12 protein-coding genes are annotated in these 17332 nt (G+C 43.9%); 3 read left to right on the forward strand and 9 right to left on the reverse strand.

Going from position 1 to position 17332, the window contains the following annotated elements:
* Window positions 1-34 precede the first annotated feature (34 nt).
* Both pgl and M301_RS05710 read left to right on the forward strand, forming a co-directional pair.
* Window positions 35-721 carry a 6-phosphogluconolactonase gene (gene pgl, locus M301_RS05705; RefSeq protein ID WP_013147814.1) on the forward strand — a complete coding sequence of 229 codons (687 nt, stop codon included), beginning with the start codon at window positions 35-37 and terminating at the stop codon, window positions 719-721.
* Window positions 722-1069: 348 nt separating this feature from the next.
* Window positions 1070-1570: a PEP-CTERM sorting domain-containing protein gene (locus M301_RS05710; RefSeq protein ID WP_013147815.1), complete on the forward strand. Its 501-nt coding sequence runs from the start codon at window positions 1070-1072 to the stop codon at window positions 1568-1570.
* A gap of 34 nt (window positions 1571-1604) precedes the next feature.
* Here M301_RS05710 and M301_RS05715 read toward each other — a convergent pair whose 3' ends face one another.
* From M301_RS05715 to M301_RS05725, 3 genes are read right to left on the reverse strand one after another with little or no spacing between them, the layout of a single operon-like run.
* On the reverse strand, window positions 1605-2255 hold the full coding sequence (locus M301_RS05715; RefSeq protein ID WP_202943941.1) for a YdcF family protein: 651 nt from the start codon (window positions 2253-2255) through the stop codon (window positions 1605-1607).
* Window positions 2256-2297: 42 nt separating this feature from the next.
* Window positions 2298-3698, reverse strand: coding sequence for a DEAD/DEAH box helicase (locus M301_RS05720; protein ID WP_013147817.1), 1401 nt, complete (start codon window positions 3696-3698; stop codon window positions 2298-2300).
* A gap of 39 nt (window positions 3699-3737) precedes the next feature.
* Window positions 3738-5564, reverse strand: a complete 1827-nt coding sequence (locus M301_RS05725) for a DEAD/DEAH box helicase (protein ID WP_041359879.1) — start codon at window positions 5562-5564, stop codon at window positions 3738-3740.
* Window positions 5565-6022: 458 nt separating this feature from the next.
* Between M301_RS05725 and typA the strand changes: the two genes are divergently transcribed.
* Complete coding sequence (gene typA, locus M301_RS05730) at window positions 6023-7831, forward strand: translational GTPase TypA (RefSeq protein WP_013147819.1); 1809 nt, start codon at window positions 6023-6025, stop codon at window positions 7829-7831.
* Window positions 7832-7946: 115 nt separating this feature from the next.
* Here typA and M301_RS05735 read toward each other — a convergent pair whose 3' ends face one another.
* The 6 genes from M301_RS05735 to M301_RS05760 all read right to left on the reverse strand — a co-directional run bounded on the left by M301_RS05735 (window position 7947) and on the right by M301_RS05760 (window position 17324).
* Window positions 7947-9605 carry a cytochrome c3 family protein gene (locus M301_RS05735; RefSeq protein ID WP_148218580.1) on the reverse strand — a complete coding sequence of 553 codons (1659 nt, stop codon included), beginning with the start codon at window positions 9603-9605 and terminating at the stop codon, window positions 7947-7949.
* 3 nt (window positions 9606-9608) lie between these two features.
* On the reverse strand, window positions 9609-10439 hold the full coding sequence (locus M301_RS05740) for a hypothetical protein (protein ID WP_013147821.1): 831 nt from the start codon (window positions 10437-10439) through the stop codon (window positions 9609-9611).
* A gap of 10 nt (window positions 10440-10449) precedes the next feature.
* Window positions 10450-12918 (reverse strand): cyclic nucleotide-binding domain-containing protein, encoded by a 2469-nt coding sequence (locus M301_RS05745; RefSeq protein ID WP_041359366.1) that lies wholly within the window; start codon window positions 12916-12918, stop codon window positions 10450-10452.
* Window positions 12919-13259: 341 nt separating this feature from the next.
* The gene (locus M301_RS05750) at window positions 13260-14258 is read right to left on the reverse strand and encodes a class 1 fructose-bisphosphatase (RefSeq protein WP_013147823.1); all 999 of its coding nucleotides are present in this window, start codon (window positions 14256-14258) and stop codon (window positions 13260-13262) included.
* A gap of 44 nt (window positions 14259-14302) precedes the next feature.
* Complete coding sequence (locus M301_RS05755) at window positions 14303-15529, reverse strand: maltoporin (RefSeq protein WP_013147824.1); 1227 nt, start codon at window positions 15527-15529, stop codon at window positions 14303-14305.
* 55 nt (window positions 15530-15584) lie between these two features.
* Window positions 15585-17324 carry a PTS fructose-like transporter subunit IIB gene (locus tag M301_RS05760; RefSeq protein ID WP_013147825.1) on the reverse strand — a complete coding sequence of 580 codons (1740 nt, stop codon included), beginning with the start codon at window positions 17322-17324 and terminating at the stop codon, window positions 15585-15587.
* Window positions 17325-17332 lie beyond the last annotated feature (8 nt).

A 17332-nucleotide genomic window follows, 5' to 3' on the forward strand; every position in this document is an offset into this window, starting at 1 on the left:
GTCTGATTAATTTTTGATATTGAAATGAGCAATAATGCAGGAAAAAAGTATCGACAGATGGAAATCCTTCGAAAGTATAGAGTCACTAAGACACGGTATTTGTGAGGCTATTGTAAAGAGTGCGAATGAGGCCATTGCTAAACGCGGCAGATTTTCAATCGTTCTTGCTGGCGGAAACACGCCTAAAGCTATCTACAGTGTGTTGCGTGATTTGCCTATGAATTGGTCAAAATGGCATATTTACCATGGTGATGAGCGTTGCTTGCCAGTTGACCATGAAGATCGAAACAGTTTGATGGCAAATCAGGTTTGGCTCAATCACGTCGATATTCCTGCACAACAAGTTCACGATATACCTGCTGAGTTGGGTCCAGTTGAAGGTGCAAAAGCCTATTCTGAAACTCTAGCTGGTGCGCCAACCTTCGATATGGTGTTATTAGGTTTGGGTGAGGATGGTCATACAGCTTCATTATTTCCAAATCATGTAGTGGATAACAGTACGGATGCAGTGCCAGTATTCAATTCGCCCAAGCCACCAGCTGAGCGCGTAACCGTCAGCCAGAATCGCTTAAATAATACGCATGAGGTGATATTCATGGTGACAGGCGCTGGTAAGCAGGAGGCTGTGGATAACTGGCGTAAGGGTATCAAGATTCCGGCTACTTTAATTGCCCCAGCAAATGGCGTTGATGTTTATTGTTTTGAAGTAAAAGTGCAATAATGTACAAATTATCTGTACAAAAATAAGCGGATTGAGACGGTTAGGTTCTTTTAACGATGGTATGGCTAAATATAGGGGTTTGTGTAACAATTTGTAACATATTTTTTGTATTATTTTTAGGATTTTGTTAAAAATTTCTTGATAATCAGCTCAAATTTATGGTACTTTTCGTGTTAATGGCATAAATGAATATAAAAAATTTGAATATATTCAATAAAAACAAGCCAACATCGTTTGTATCATTTAGTATCGGGTTTGTTTAAGTTAATTCTTTAACAAAAATTACTTTGAATATCTAAAGATATAAACACATTAGGGGTTTTATCTTAAATATTATGGAGTAACCCTATGCGAATTAAATTTCTATCTATCTGCTCGACCATATTCGTGGCATTAAGCCTATCCGCAGTTGTAGAAGCAAATCAAACTCAAGCTGTAAATATGGTTTACGCCTCTAGTGACATACTCTCCGAGGCTAACAGTTTTACTTCTTTTAACGATGGTTACGTTAATGTGAGCATGATAGATGGTGGCTTGAATGTTAATAATGCAACAACATTGCTTGGGTACACGAAAGACTGGTCACTTGATGTTGGTTATCTTAGTGACTTTCTTCAGAATGACGATTCACAGGATGCTAACTCCACCAAGCTCCTGTACAGCCGCAGTCATGAAGCATTTTTGAGTGCTATTTCTAGAGTATCTTCATATGGTAAAGATAATTTCGTTAATTACGCGGTATCGTCTATTAGTCGAAATATTGAAGTTGGTCCAGAACCAGAAACCTACAGCATGATGTTTGCTGGACTTATATTAATGGCTTTTGTTGCACGTAGACGTACCAATTAATTTAGGCTGAGTAAAAATACTCTGAGTGAAAGCGCTAGAAGTAGCCTTTAGCGTAGTTGTTGATAACCGCCAGCGGTTCACGCAGCGCGCCCTTGAATGCCATGCCCCAGTTAACCCAGCATTGACTTGACGCTGCAGCGTAACTCACATTAATTTTTCGACCTAAATGACCTGCTTCTACTAGCTTTTTTACGCGCCACATGTGATAGGGCTCAGAGGTGATGATGATATTTTTGATGTCTGCAGCTTCTAAAATGGGACGTGAAAATGTTAGATTTTCTAATGTCGAGCTAGAGCGAGATTCAAGCAATATTTCCCCTTGAAAACCTTTGCTTCTTGCGTGTGCTTCCATAGTCACGGCCTCTATTCGCTCATCCTCATAATCCAAGCCACCAGACATTAGTAATGTGCTTACTAAGCCTTGTTGAGCTAATAGCAGGCCTTCATCAACGCGACCAGTGAGGCATGGGTTAGGTTTGCCATGTAAATAAGCGCGATTGCCTAAAATGAGCGCTGCATCAGCTTGTTGAGAAGGTGGGTTGTTGATGAGTTGCTTGGCATAGCTGCCAATGGTGATGAGGATAGTTAGATAAACTAATGTTCCAGCTAAGGCGAATGCGTATAGTGGCTTTCGCAGCCAGTGTGGTAAAAAACTTAATCGTAATAATAGGCCCAAATTTGTCAAAGTATTCCGAAGAAGTTTTGATGATTTGGGCATTACTACAAACTACTTATTTAATCTTAATCCGCCTAGCAGTGCTGCAACAGGTGCTTTATTACCAAGAATCGGTTTGGCGATAACATTTGCATTAGATGGTGCAGTCGAAGCCTCGTAAGGCTTATCAAACCACGGGTCGCTACTTTTCTTTTTAGGTGGCATACGCTTGGTAGCGCTCGCATCTTGGGTATTATTTGGCTTGTAGCTTGATTCTTTATTGCTAGTTGAGCGTGCTTTACTACTTGGTTTTTCAAGCGCGACAGTTTCTTTTGGAATTTGGCGTTTAATCAGCTTTTCGATTTCAACGATGTATTTGTCTTCTTCTGGGCTAACAAAAGAAATCGCGATACCTAACGCACCAGCGCGACCTGTACGGCCAATACGGTGTACGTAATCTTCTGGTGCACTTGGAATTTCATAGTTAATTACCATTGGTAATTCGCTAATATCTAAACCGCGAGCAGCAACATCAGTCGCAACTAGTGCAGTAATTGTCCCTGCCTTAAACCCATCTAAGGCTTTAATACGTTCTTGTTGTGTTTTGTCGCCATGAATCGCATCAGCGGCAATGCCTTCACGCGCTAAGCTACGGCTTAGGCGGCTGGCAGTAATTTTGGTTTTGGTGAATATAATCACCTGACTTGCATTAGCAGCTTTTAATAATTGTATTAAAAGCGTTTCTTTATCGCTTTGTGCGACTTCGTAGACTTTCTGTGTCACGTTATCATTGGTCGCATTGCTGCGCGCGACTTCAATCAACTGAGGTTTAGTTAAAAACTCATCGGCTAATTTTTTAATGTCGTTTGAAAATGTTGCAGAAAACATTAAATTTTGACGCTGCTTAGGTAGCAACGCCAAAATTCTTTTTAAATCAGGCATAAAGCCCATGTCTAACATTCTATCGGCTTCATCAAGTACCAATATTTGCACTTGGTTTAGCTGAATAGTTTTCTGTTCAATATGATCCAACAAACGACCTGGCGTCGCGACCAAAACTTCTACGCCCGTTTTAAGGTGTGGCGTTTGGGTTTTGATGTCAACACCACCATAAACTACAAGCGAGCGAAGTGGAGTATGTTTTGCATACGCTTTTACGCTTTCCTCTACCTGAATCGCCAATTCACGCGTTGGCGTTAAAATCAACGCGCGGACAGGGTGTTTAGCAGGTGAAGCACTTGAGCTTGCCAGTGGCAGTAATTTTTGTAACAGAGGTAGTGCAAACGCTGCAGTTTTACCTGTACCAGTTTGCGCGCCCGCCATTAAGTCGCCCCCCGCCAAAGCAACAGGGATTGCCTGTGCCTGAATTGGCGTAGGTTTGGTGTAACCAGACTCAGTTAGCGCTTTAAGTAACTCTGGCGCTAAACCTAGATCTGTAAAAGCGAGATTTTCTAAAACTACTGTTTCTGTCATTTGTTGGGTACTGTTCAATTAAAGTTTACGTCAAATAACTTAAGCGAAGCTACGTGGGCGACGCGGAGCACCGCTACCGCCAGCACTCGCATTGCCGAAGCTACGTGAATCGCTGTTTGGACGCGCTGGACGGCTGTCACGTGAAGGAGCGCTAGAACGATCACCACGAGGTGCGTCATTGCGGCCTTCATAACGAGCGCCTAGTACACGGTTATCGCCACGATTTGCATCAGGACGGTTACCACGGCTGTCACGGTCACCACGGTTGCCTTCGCTACGTGGAGCACTTGCGCCATCACGTGAGAAAGGTTTTTTGCCGAAAGCTACGCTGTCGCCAAAGCTACGGTTGGGCGCGCCTGCATTTGCACGGTCACCAAAGCTGCGGTCACCGCTTGGGCGTTCGCTACGGCTACGATCGCCACTTGAATTACGATCACCAAAACTACGTGGACGGTCGCCAGAAGGTCTTTCTGAACGATTGAATTCAGGTCTAGCTGAATTGCCATTTGACTCACGCGGTGCTGACTCGCGGTTGCCACGATTTTCATCACGGCTACTGCTGTCACGGTTGAAGCTTGGACGATCGCCACGAGGCTCGCTATTGCGGTTGTTAAAACCACCTCTGTCATCACGCGGTTTAAAGCCACCACGACCACCTGGTTTATGTGCATCACGGCGAATATCACCACGATCACCACGGCCATTACCTGGACCGTCCATTTTCATAGCACGTTTTGGTTCAAAACCTTCAACAACACCTGGCTCCATACGGTTACCAGTGAATTGCTCAATTTTACGTAAGATATGACGATCCATATTTGATGCGAAAGAAATCGCAATACCAGTTTTACCAGCACGGCCAGTACGACCAATACGATGCACATAGTCTTCAGCAAATTTTGGTAGGTCATAGTTAATCACGTGGCTGATACCATTGATATCGATACCGCGGGCAGCAACATCAGTCGCCACTAATACTTTTACATCGCCTTGACGCAATTTAGTCAATGTGCGGTTACGCGCACCTTGTGTCATGTCGCCATGTAAAGCGGCAGTTTTGTGACCAGCAGCGTATAAGTCTTCAGCTAACACGTCGCAATGGCGTTTAGTGCTGGTGAAAATAATCACTTGGTTTACTTCAGGTGCAATCAACAAATGCTCAAGCAATTTGTTTTTATGAGTCATGTCATCAACATAGTGCAAACGTTGCTCAATGTTGGCATGTTTTTCTTTTTGACCAGCTACTTGAATTGTTTTTGGATTTTTAAGAATCTGTTTAGCTACACGTGCAATGTCACCATCTAATGTTGCAGAGAACAATAGTGTTTGACGCTCAGCAGATAGTTGCTCACAGATACGCTCAACATCAGGCAAGAAGCCCATATCTAACATACGGTCAGCTTCATCCAAAATCAACATTTGTAAACGAGACAAATCAATACGACCACGTTCCATGTGATCTAGTAAACGACCAGGCGTTGCTACTAGAATGTCTAATGGTTGTGATAGTAATTTGTTTTGTAGTGGGTAAGGCATGCCGCCTACGATACTTACTGTACGTGCGCGGATGAATTTACCGTATTTGCGTGCAGCTTCGTTTACTTGTGTTGCAAGTTCACGTGTTGGTACAAGTACCAAAATGCGCGGGCCGCGGCTTTTTAATTCGTGTGGAGTAGCTAATAAATTTAGCGCTGGCAACATAAATGCTGCAGTTTTACCTGTACCAGTTTGGGCAGAAGCCATCAAATCGTGGCCAGCAGTCACAACAGGAATTGCTTGTGATTGGATAGCGGTTGGTGTGGTGTAGCCAGATTCTTCAATAGCACGAAGTAAGGCATTATCAAGATTTAGTGATTCAAAAGACAAAGTAGTCCCTTTCAATAAAAAAACAAAAGGGCGCTTAGTAAAAACGGGCATATCATTTGAACACATGCGATTAGTTGAGCATATGTTCAAGAGCAATATAAACGCAGAGAATATTTGGTTTAGTTAAATTAATTACTTGAAGCCGAGTGAACGACATTTCGTTTTAACTTAATATTAAACAAGCTAATATAATCTTTACCAGCGCACGGGCACAGCCGCTAACCAGTAAAAATTAAATTCAAACTTGCGAATTTAACCTTTTGAATAGTTGCTTCAATATTTCACGAGCAACAGAAGGGTCAGGGCAATGATTCAAGCATTACAAATTGCCGTAATGCGAATGAAGCGCGCAGTATAACCATTTAAAACAGAATGTCAAATAATAATTGCATTAGTAAAAGGAAATAGGCATTTATTGTGTTAAAATCGCCGCCTTTCAATAGAACTGGTAGCAATTCATGTCTCGTAATTTAAGAAATATCGCAATTATCGCCCACGTTGACCATGGTAAAACGACTATGGTTGATAAACTTTTACATCAAGCTGGTACGTTTACAGGACACCAAGTTGTGTCTGAACGTGTTATGGATAGTGGCGATATTGAAAAAGAACGCGGCATTACCATTTTAGCTAAAAATACTGCCTTGAACTATGAAGGTACACATATTAACGTGGTAGATACCCCAGGCCATGCTGACTTCGGTGGTGAGGTTGAGCGCGTATTAGGTATGGTGGATGGTGTTGTTCTATTAGTAGATGCCGTTGAAGGCCCAATGCCGCAAACACGTTTCGTCACGAAAAAAGCTTTAGCGCTTGGTTTAAAACCAATCGTAGTAATTAATAAGGTAGACCGTCCGGGTGCGCGTACTGATTGGGTTGTAAACCAAACGTTTGATTTGTTCGCTAACTTAGGCGCAACGGATGAGCAGTTGGATTTCCCAGTTGTATACGCGTCAGCAATCAATGGCTACGCCATGTTGGATATGAAAACACCAAGCGACAATATGCGTGCGCTGTTTGAAACCATTTTAAGCCATGTAGCGCCACCAGAAGGTGATAGCACTGCACCGCTTCAATTACAAATTTCAGCATTAGATTACTCTACTTACACTGGTCGTTTAGGCGTTGGTCGTATCACTAACGGTAAAATCAAGCCTGGCCAAGCTGTGACAGTGATGAATGAAGATAAACAAATCGCTGTAGGTAAAATCAATCAAGTACTTGGTTTCCGTGGTTTAGAGCGTGTTGCGGTTGAAGAAGCTGAAGCTGGCGACATTGTGATTATTTCTGGTTTAGATGATATTGGTATCGGCTTCACTGTGTGTGATCGTGAAAATCCAAAAGGCTTGCCACACTTAGGCGTGGATGAGCCAACCTTGACGATGGACTTTATGGTGAATACTTCACCATTAGCAGGTACAGAAGGTAAGTTTGTGACTTCACGTCAAATTCGTGACCGTTTAACTAAAGAGCTTTTAGTGAACGTTGCTTTACGTGTTGAAGATACTGAAGATGCAGACGTATTCCGTGTTTCTGGTCGCGGTGAGTTGCACTTGACGATTTTATTAGAAAACATGCGCCGTGAAGGTTTCGAAATGGCTGTAGGTAAGCCAAAGGTAGTTTACCGTGAAATCAATGGTGAAAAATGTGAGCCGTACGAAATTCTTACAGTTGACGTAGAAGATGAGCATCAAGGTGCAGCGATGGAGGAGTTAGGTCGTCGTCGTGGTGAAATGCAAAATATGGAATCAGATGGTAATGGCCGTACGCGTTTAGAATACAGAATTCCAGCACGTGGTTTGATTGGTTTCCAAGGTGAGTTTTTAACTATGACACGTGGTACAGGTTTGATGGGCCATGTGTTTGATGACTACGCACCAGTAAAAGCAGATATGCCAGGTCGTCGTAATGGTGTATTGATTTCAGCTGAAAATGGTGAAGCTGTGGCCTACGCGCTTTGGAAGTTACAAGACCGCGGTAAAATGTTCACAGTGCCAGGTGATAAATTGTACGAAGGTATGATTATTGGTATTCACAGCCGTGATAACGATTTGATTGTAAACCCGATTAAAGGTAAGCAATTGACTAACATTCGTTCATCAGGTACTGATGAAGCGGTGCGTTTGATTACTCCAATCGCATTATCATTAGAATCAGCAGTTGAGTTTATTGATGATGATGAGTTGGTTGAAATTACACCTAAAACCATTCGTATCCGTAAACGTTACTTGTTAGAGCACGAGCGTAAACGTTCAATTAAAGGTTAATTCTTTAAGCGTTAGCTTTAAATAAAAAACCCAGCCAAGTGCTGGGTTTTTTATTGTTTTAATTTTAGCGGTTCAATCGCTAGAGATTATTAAACTATTGATTTACTTTGGTGATTTACTTTTGTTCTGGTAAAGATTCATGCATCACATGTGAGTCATGAAAGTCATGGCATGACATACAGCTGCTTGCAATACGCTTAGGTTTCGGGCTGTTACCAGAATGGCATCTTAAGCATGATTGGCGATCAGGCATTGCAACATCTGCACTAGAATCAGACTCTTCTACAGCATGGCAAGACTGACATTTCTGAGTTTGATGTGAAGCGTGATTAAAATGCGCCTTGCTGAACCAATCTTGGTTGATATTTAAAGGTGCTACGTGCCATGGCAAGTGATCATCAGGATTGGTCTTAACCTTAGAATCGACAGAGTCAGCTTTTGCTTCAGTCTTAGTTGCAACCTTAGTTTCAGCTTTAAAATCATTGATTTCATGGCAGTATGCGCAACCGTCAGTTTTTAAAGATTCTGAATAATGCGCAACTTGTTTAGGTGCTTGCACCTTTAGTGCATTCATCACGTTTTGTTCTGATCCATGTGGCACAGTGATGAGTGCATCTGGCGGGCCCATTGTCAGCTGGTTAGCATGGCACGTCACGCAATCACGGTTATAAGAAACTGGTTTAAAACGCATCTCTTTGCCTTCTTGCTGATGGCAATTAGTACATGTCATTTCGCGTATGTCCCAAACGCCATTTGGCCCTTGTACTTTGCCAAAATGCTGCGAGTGTGGAAATTTGAGGCCTGATTGCTCGACTAGCCGTGCTTTGTCAGTTTGTGGAATGCGCTCAATTTTCTTCTGTTTATCACCCGTTAAAAACGTGAGTTTAAAGACAGGGTGATCACGATCGAAGTCATGAATGTTCGGTAGTTTGGTGTTGCTATCGACCGCCTTAATATTGCCGTGACATCTAACACAGGTACTATTATCTTGTCGTGCCAGTGGATATGGCGCTTTGTGTTCACGGTGACATTCAGCGCAGCGTATGCCGTCCATGAACAGTTTGTTGTGATTAAATACTCGCTCTTGTAACTTAGGATTGGCAATATGTGGCGCAACGTTTTGATGACATTTTATGCAGGCTTTGTCTGTCACCTGCTGTGTTAATACTTCATGGCAATTAGAACATTGCGATCCAAAGTGCAGGTGTGAATTAGAAATATGTCCGGGGCTCCATGCTCGATCAAATCCTAAAGGCAGTTTTGCCATTGCTGCATGGAGATTAGGAATCAGATTTTGAGCTAACGGTAGTACCAGAAAAACAAGCGCAATAAATGCCACTAACGATAGCGCCAGTTTTTTCTTAAAGGCTGACGCACCCCTAAGAGGTTCGTGTGTTCGTGACTTTAAATCTTGAAAATCATCTGGTAAAAGATGTAGTAAGGTTAGTGACACGGCAATATTTACATCAGGTGGAGCAGGCTCGACCTTTAACTGAAACGGCCCAATCATGACTTGCGTGCCATGTGTAAGTGCAATATTTGGCAGTATTGCGCCATCTACTTCAAGCTCACCATTGACTGCAACCAAATGAAGCTGCCCATCATCCAAGCGTTTGATAATGGCGTGGTGCATGGAAATGCGTGGGTCGAGTAGGTGAATGTTACATTCTGCGCCACGTCCAATCGACAACTCTTCAGCGGTTAGCGTACGGTAACTACGCACGGGCATGCCGCGCTTATTATGTGAGATTTTGATTAAAAGGCAATTAATCATGACTTACCAGTAAAGAAATACAACGAGAATATGCGCGACCATGGCAGCTAATAAAGCAACAGCAAAAGGTGTATGGAAATAAAGCCAAAAGCCAAGCCTAGCTCTATACATTAAATCTTGTCGGGCGCGTTTCACTAAAGATTGTCGCCGCACCATGATGGAATATAGCTCGCGATATAACTTACGTTGCTCACCCGTTAAATGGTTACCAAGCACCGTGAGCTTTTCAACGGCAACAGCTGTTGGGCAATCTGGTTGATAGCCTCTTAGTTGTTCGAGCAAGCCAGTGCCTATATAGGTTTCTCGACAGGCACGATCTACTGTGAAGTTGATGTCGTCTGGCATGACTAAAGCAATCTGGCGGGCTAGCTTATCTGTTTCTGCAATCCGCAATAACAGACCATCCAAGCTATCTTCCCCCATATTTTCGGTCATGAGGCGAGGGTAAATCATGTAGGCATAATTGCCAAAAAACCCGCTGACAACGACAATGATTAATAAACCATAAGCTAGGCTATGAACATTGATACCAAAATGAAAGCCACTGTGGAGTGTGGCTGTGACTGTGAGTGCTGTACCTAGATAAATGTGAGCTGATAACCATCCTTGAGTTGATCCGCTGCTTCGATAACGACGCTTGCGCACGCCATACCATGCCATCCAGAATACTAAAGCGGCAGAAACTGTGCCTAAACCATAACCCAGCCAGCTTCCACCATAGTAACCAACAGCGGGTTCAAATAGCATATAGACCGTAAACGCAATCGCAATGACGATGATGGCTAACTTGAAGTAGCGATAGTTTTTGTAGTCGAAAATATTGCCGCGCTGCATGGGAGCTTCTCTAGTTTCCGTCAGATTCAGTTAAAAAGACTTCGTTTGTCACGCTGTCAGTGTTAGAGCCGCCTGCATAGTTGAGCAGCTCTTCTGGGTTCACGCGCAACGCCGCGCCAACTGGGCAGGCGCGTACACATACAGGGCCTTCTTTGATGTCTTTGCACATGTCGCACTTAACCGCTACTTTAGAGCCGCCAACGATAGGTAATGCTTTTGGCTGAATGCCCAGTAAGATTTGCCAGATACTACGTTCAGGCTGGTCTTGTATCACTGCCATTTGAATCACGTCATACGGACAATTTTGTTGGCAGTTGCCGCAGCCAATACAGCTATCATCAATGTAAACTTCGCCATGCGGTGCACGGTGAATCGCATCTGGTGGACAGTCTTTCATACAGTGCGGATGTTCACAGTGACGACATGAGGTCGGTACGCGAATGTTGGCAAAGATTGGCCCAGCATCTCGATCCAGCCTTGTTGCGCCGCCATGGGTATCGGCACAGGCGTCTTCACAGTAGTTGCAACGCACACAGAGTGATTCATCTATCAACAAAACGTCAGTGGCTTCGCCCACACCTTGTTGAATCAGGAATGAGATGAGGTTTGATGGTGTTGATTGATTGCCTAATGAGCCCGGATTGTCGGTGGTTTCAAGCTGTTGGCGTTTTTCCTGATCCTGCAAATGTTTTAGATAGCGTGCGTCTAACTCACTGCGAATTTCTGGATTGCGCGCGATAATATCATTCATGCGACCAGCGTCTATTAACACTGCTTCCGTTGCAACCGCCGCTCGCACCGTGGCGTAGCGTGGTTCACCTGAAACTAAAGACATTTCACCTACATAATTACCTGCCGCCACATAGAAAAGTACAACCTCGCGACCGCCTATCATGCGAGAAACAGTGACTGAGCCACTTTGAATCAAATATAGCCCATCGGCTTGATCACCCTCATGGAATAACTCTTCACCCGCGGCATAGCTTTTGAGCGTGGCATGGCTTGCTAAATTATTGAGATCTTCTTCACTGAGCGTGAGGCCGATACACACATGTACGACCCACTTAATCGCCACTTCGTTGAGTACGCGGCGCATTGATTGTACTGAATCAACCAGTTTTTGCATGACGCGTCTAGGCGTTTCAATCAGTACGCATTTAGTACGAGCGCGTACCGTGCCTGCCCTGCGGCGGCCAGACACAAGCGCCATTTCACCAAAGAATTGACCTGTTGTGAGTTTGGCGTCTGGTATATCATCTTCATCAATTAATACATCTAAATCGCCTTCGATAATGAAGAAAAAAGTAGTGCTGTAATCATTACGTTTAAAGATAATATCGCCAGGCTCGGGCTGTAAGATATTGCTTTGCAGCACTAACTCACGTAGCTGCAAGGTAGTGAGCATTTTTAATAATGGAACGCTTTTGCGTATTTTTTCCAACACATCATCCACGCCACGGTCGTTGCAAAAACTCGCAAACTTATCACGTAGTAAAGCCGTATCAGCAGGTTCTACTGGGTTGCCTAAGATGTACTCAATGACTTCATAGCCTTGATTAATCCCCTGCTTAATGAGCGGGTAACCAGCCAGCGCGCCGATGATATAAAGTCCTGGCACGCTGGATTCATAATGCGATGATAATAAAGGCAATGCAGCAAGGTCGTCCGTCGGAAAACCTACGCCAAAGCCTTCAAGCAGCGGTCGTGAGGGCAGGGCGCCAAGCCGTGCAATCACGCGGTGGCATGGAATGCGCTCAATGCCATTTGGCGTATTGGCAACCACAGTAATAGGAAATTCACCTTTGGTATTGACTTCAATCGCTTGCGGTCTGGTTTCCAATAACCAATCTAAAGCGCCTCTTTTTCGCGCTTCTGTCAGTTGACTGAGGTTGCTTTCCTTACAATTACTAAAGTCGTCTGCACGATTGAGAATAATGATCTGGTTGCGCCCAGTCAGCGCTAGCGCATTTTCCACGCCACTATCACCACCACCAATGACCACAATGGTTTCATCTTGGTATGCTTGCGGGTCATCTAATTGATATTGCACTTGCGGTACATCGCCACCTGGAATTTGTAACTGACGTAAATTGCCTTGAACACCAATCGCCAAAACCATATGATCTGCGGTGACTTGGCTACCATCAGCGAGTTCTAATTCCAACCATTTTTCACGGCGGTGTATGCCTGTCACTTTGCTACCGTAACGAATATTCAAGTTGTAATCAATAATCGTCTTTTCCCAAGTATCCAGCACAGTTTCGCGCAAAGAAGCGGTGAACGGTAAAGGGCTGCGAATAGGCAGGGCGCGCGGCTCAGACATGACGAGTTTGCCACGAAGATAACTGCGGATGGTACTGGCTGGTTCTTGTTCGGCTTCTAGCAGTAAGTAGGATAGTTTCTGCTCAGTAGCACGCACGGCCGCAGATAAGCCGCTAGGACCAGAGCCGATAATAATGGTATTGAAATGTTCTAACATTGGGACTTGCTTGCTAATTACGTTTTTGGGCATTTTGCGGCGACCAAAATTAAAGTCTTAGAGTACGTCTGACTGATATACGCTATTGTAAGGAAACTTAGCTTGATTATGACAAATCCATTCTGAAATTTTCACATGATTTATTTAAATCAACTTCGAACGATTAAGCAATTATCATCAAGCTAGAAGTAGGTAGTTGAATTAAGTACGATAATATTCTATCGTTGGAATATTACGATTTAGTAAAATTTTTACTAAAAATTTATGCATAGATAGTGTCATATATGCCGCTATAAGTCAAAATTTGAAGGCTGGTTTTAAGCCATGCTAGCTGATTATTATCAATAGTAACTACACATCATTTCCACTTCATTTTTTGAACCCATAATGACGGGAACTCTCTGGTGAAGCCCGCTAGGTTTAATATTCACAATTCTCTGACGCCCGCTGGAAGATAGCCCGCCAGCTTGTTCAATAATAAAGCTCATTGGGTTCGCTTCATACATTAAGCGTAATTTCCCGCCTTTGTCTTTTAGCTTGCTATCTACTGGATACATAAAAATACCGCCGCGTATCAAAATGCGATGCACCTCTGCCACCATAGAAGCAACCCAACGCATATTGAATTGCTTGCCTCGTGGGCCATCTGTGCCTTTCAAGCAATCTTCAATATAGTTTTTAACCGGCGCTTCCCATGATTTCTGATTAGACATGTTGATTGCAAATTCATGCGTATCTTCTGGAACGCGCATATTGAGGTGGGTCAGATAAAACTCACCTACATCGTTATCTAGCGTAAAGCCATTCACGCCAAAGCCCGCAGTAATCACCAGCATCGTTGATGATCCATAAAGCGCATATCCTGAGCACACCTGCGTGATGCCCGATTGAAGATAGTCTTTCACTTTAGGATTCTCTACGCCCTCTGGACAACGTAAGATAGAAAAAATTGTCCCTACAGATATATTCACATTCACGTTAGAAGAGCCATCGAGTGGGTCAAATAACAGCAGGTATTTGCCACTTTTACGCAGATTGACTGGAATTTCATAAGGCGCATCCATCTCTTCTGAAGCCATTCCGGCGTAATATCCAGCCACTTGATTCACTTCAATAAAAATATCATTAGTAATCACATCAAGCTGCTTTTGCGTTTCACCTTGAATGTTTTCACATTCAAGGCTGCCCATCACACCGTTTAAAGCGCCTTTGCAGACGGCTCTGGATATTGATTTACAAGCAGTTGCAATGTCATTCAATAACAGTACAAATTCGTCATCATGAATACCGCGCAGCCGCTGCTCGTCTAGTAAAAATTGTGAAAGTGTTTGTTTTTCCATGTTGATAGCCTTTTAAATTAAGTCTTATTATCACTAGTTGCACGCTACCACCAACCCTCGAACTGCAAGCCTATCGTAGCACCGTGATTGGAGCCCCCGAATGCACTGGTTGGTGCCAACGAGGCAACTGCATAATCACCAGACCCAATTGCAGCAGTACTTGCAGCATCGTTCCATTGTGCATAGGTACAGAAGAAACGTAGCTCGGGACGCGACCAGAAGTTACTTGCAATTGCCCAAGATGGCGCAATAGTGAGTTTGGTTAATCTGCGAGTATCTCCACCTGACGGCGTTACCCAGTCCTGACCTAGCTCAGCTTGCATTTTAAAATGCTCGGTCACGCCATAACTTACGCGCCCACCCATCGATGTCCAAGTTTGGTCGCCAGCATTTGAGGTGTCTTTTTGGTAAACCGCTGTCAACAAACCGCCAAGTTTTGGTGTGATTTGTGCATACAAACCATCAACAATACGAAAACGTTTTACATCAGAGCCATTATCGATAGAGCCTGTGCCGCCTAAACCGACGCCTGGACCAACGCCATATTGCACGGCTAGCTTGTTATTGCCATCACCCATGATATTAATTTGTCTATGCTGAACTGTGACTGCCCAACCGTCATCGCCTGTAGTTGTGTGGCTGCTTTTTGGAATAATGCTAAGACCAAACTCCAATTGACCATCTGGATTAACATCAAGTCCACGAAGCTGAATATCGTGTCTAGTCGTTAAATATTTTTGGTCTTTATTATCATCTCTAAACAAGGCGTAGCTTAGCTTAAGCTTGCCAATACTCACATCTTCAATGCCAGCACCAAGGCCTTGAGGGTTCCAGTAAAAGAAGTCGTTGATATGCACGTCTTCACGCTTATAGTAGCGACGACCTGCCCAAAGATTACCCCCATTTAATGCTGGTGCTTTGTCCCAACTCATATAAAACTGTGCAAAGCGAAAGTCAGTATTAGTGTCATCCAGCATTTTTTTACTCGTTAGCGGCATATATGCACTTAGCATGACATGGGCATTTAGGGCAGAGTCATTTGAGAACTTATTCAACTCTTGACCCATCATTAGTTCCGCATAAACCTCACACTCGTTACCCATTCTGTACTTAGCTGCTGCGCCTGCCAATTTAAAACATGCGGCAGAGCTACCTTCAGTATTGACGCCACTTTCAGCGCGAATGTAAGGTGAAAAATCCAGTGCTGATGCATTATTTGAGGCAAACACTAGCCCTACAGCTGCTATGCAGCTGAAAAAATATTTAATCATGATGTTAATTCCTGTTTATTTAGTTTTAAACATTGAAGTGTTTTTCATGCAAGTTTTAAGCTACGGCAACTTGTGGAATAGGCTTCTTAAATAGAACGAGTAATAGAGTCGTCAGCAATGTGCCCGAGACGATGGCAGCGATATACGCTAACAGTGGGCTGACTGCGTTAGGAATGGCGAGAACAAAAATCCCGCCGTGGGGTGCGTGTAGTTCACAGCCAAAATACATGGACATTGCGCCAGTTAAAGCCGCCCCAGCCACGCATGATGGAATGACGCGTAACGGGTCGTTTGCAGCAAATGGAATTGCGCCTTCAGTAATGAACGACAGACCTAATACAGCGGACGCTTTTCCAGCAATCTGTTCATCTGGTGTAAAGCGATTTTTAGCGACAAAAGTCGCCAAACCAAGTGCCAGCGGAGGTACCATGCCAGCTGCCATTACCGCAGCCATCGGCAAGAAAGTGTTGCTTGCAAGCAGACCAACACCAAAAGTGTACGCCGCTTTATTGACTGGGCCACCCATGTCGATTGCCATCATGCCGCCTAATAAAAGGCCGAGTAATACTGCGTTAGCTGAACCAATATTTTTCAAAAAGCTGGTAAGGCCATCCATAATCGCCTTTGCTGGCTCGCCCACTACATAAATCATGAACAAACCGACCAGTAGCGTCGATAACAACGGGATAATCAATACAGGTTTTAGCCCTTCAAAATGTACTGGCAGTTTGATGTTGTCGCGCATCCAAAGCGCTACATAACCTGCAAAAAAGCCAGCTAGAATTCCACCTAAAAAGCCTGCTTGAAGCTGACTGGCCAACATGCCGCCAATCAAACCTGGTGCTAAGCCTGGACGATCTGCAATGGAGTAAGCAATGAAACCTGCAAGCACTGGAATCATCAACGCGAATGCTGCGCCGCCGCCAATACTCATCAATGCTGCGGCTAAAGTGCCTTTTTCTTTAAACGCTTCGATACCAAAAACAAATGAGAGCGCAATAATCAAGCCGCCAGCCACAACCAAAGGCAACATATAAGAAACACCTGTCAATAAGTGCTTGTAAACACCACTGGCTTTTTGTGTGCTTTTAGCAGGTGTTGCTACTGTTTGAGCAGTTTGTTTAGGCGCAGAAAAAGCTTCCTGCATGACTTTATCGGTTTCTTTTAATGCGCGACCAACTGAAGTTTTATAGAGTGATTTTCCTGCAAAACGAGCAGTATCAACATGTGTGTCTGCACCAATTACTACGACATCCGCTTCGGCAATCTCTTCATCCGTTAATTGATTTTTAGCGCCAACAGAGCCTTGTGTTTCAACGCGAATATCGCAGTTATTCGCCTTTGCCCATTTCTTCAAAGCTTCTGCAGCCATAAATGTGTGCGCTATACCAGTGGGGCAGGCAGTAATGGCTACAATTTTTTTACGGGCTGCTGAGTTATTTGCAACTTCAACTGCCGGTTCTTCTATGGCTGTTTGCACCGCTTGAGTTTTAATTAACTCAAGCGCAGCCTCTAACACTTGTTCGGTATCTCTAATCGCATCACTCGTGCTGATTGCATATATTGCTTTACCCGCGAATCGGCTCATTTCAAGATGAACATCCGACGCAATAATCACGACCTGTGCAGTCCGAATCTCCTCGTCACTTAAGGTGTTTTGACCGCCAGTTGCGCCGCGCGTCTCAACTCTTATGCTGTGTCCCATTGCAATTGCGGTTTTCTTTAATGCTTCTGCTGCCATGTAGGTATGCGCAATGCCTGTGGGGCATGCTGTTACCGCGATAATATTAGCCATTTTGCTTC

It is taken from the genome of Methylotenera versatilis 301, from assembly GCF_000093025.1.
In the GTDB taxonomy this organism is placed as follows: Bacteria; Pseudomonadota; Gammaproteobacteria; order Burkholderiales; family Methylophilaceae; genus Methylotenera; species Methylotenera versatilis.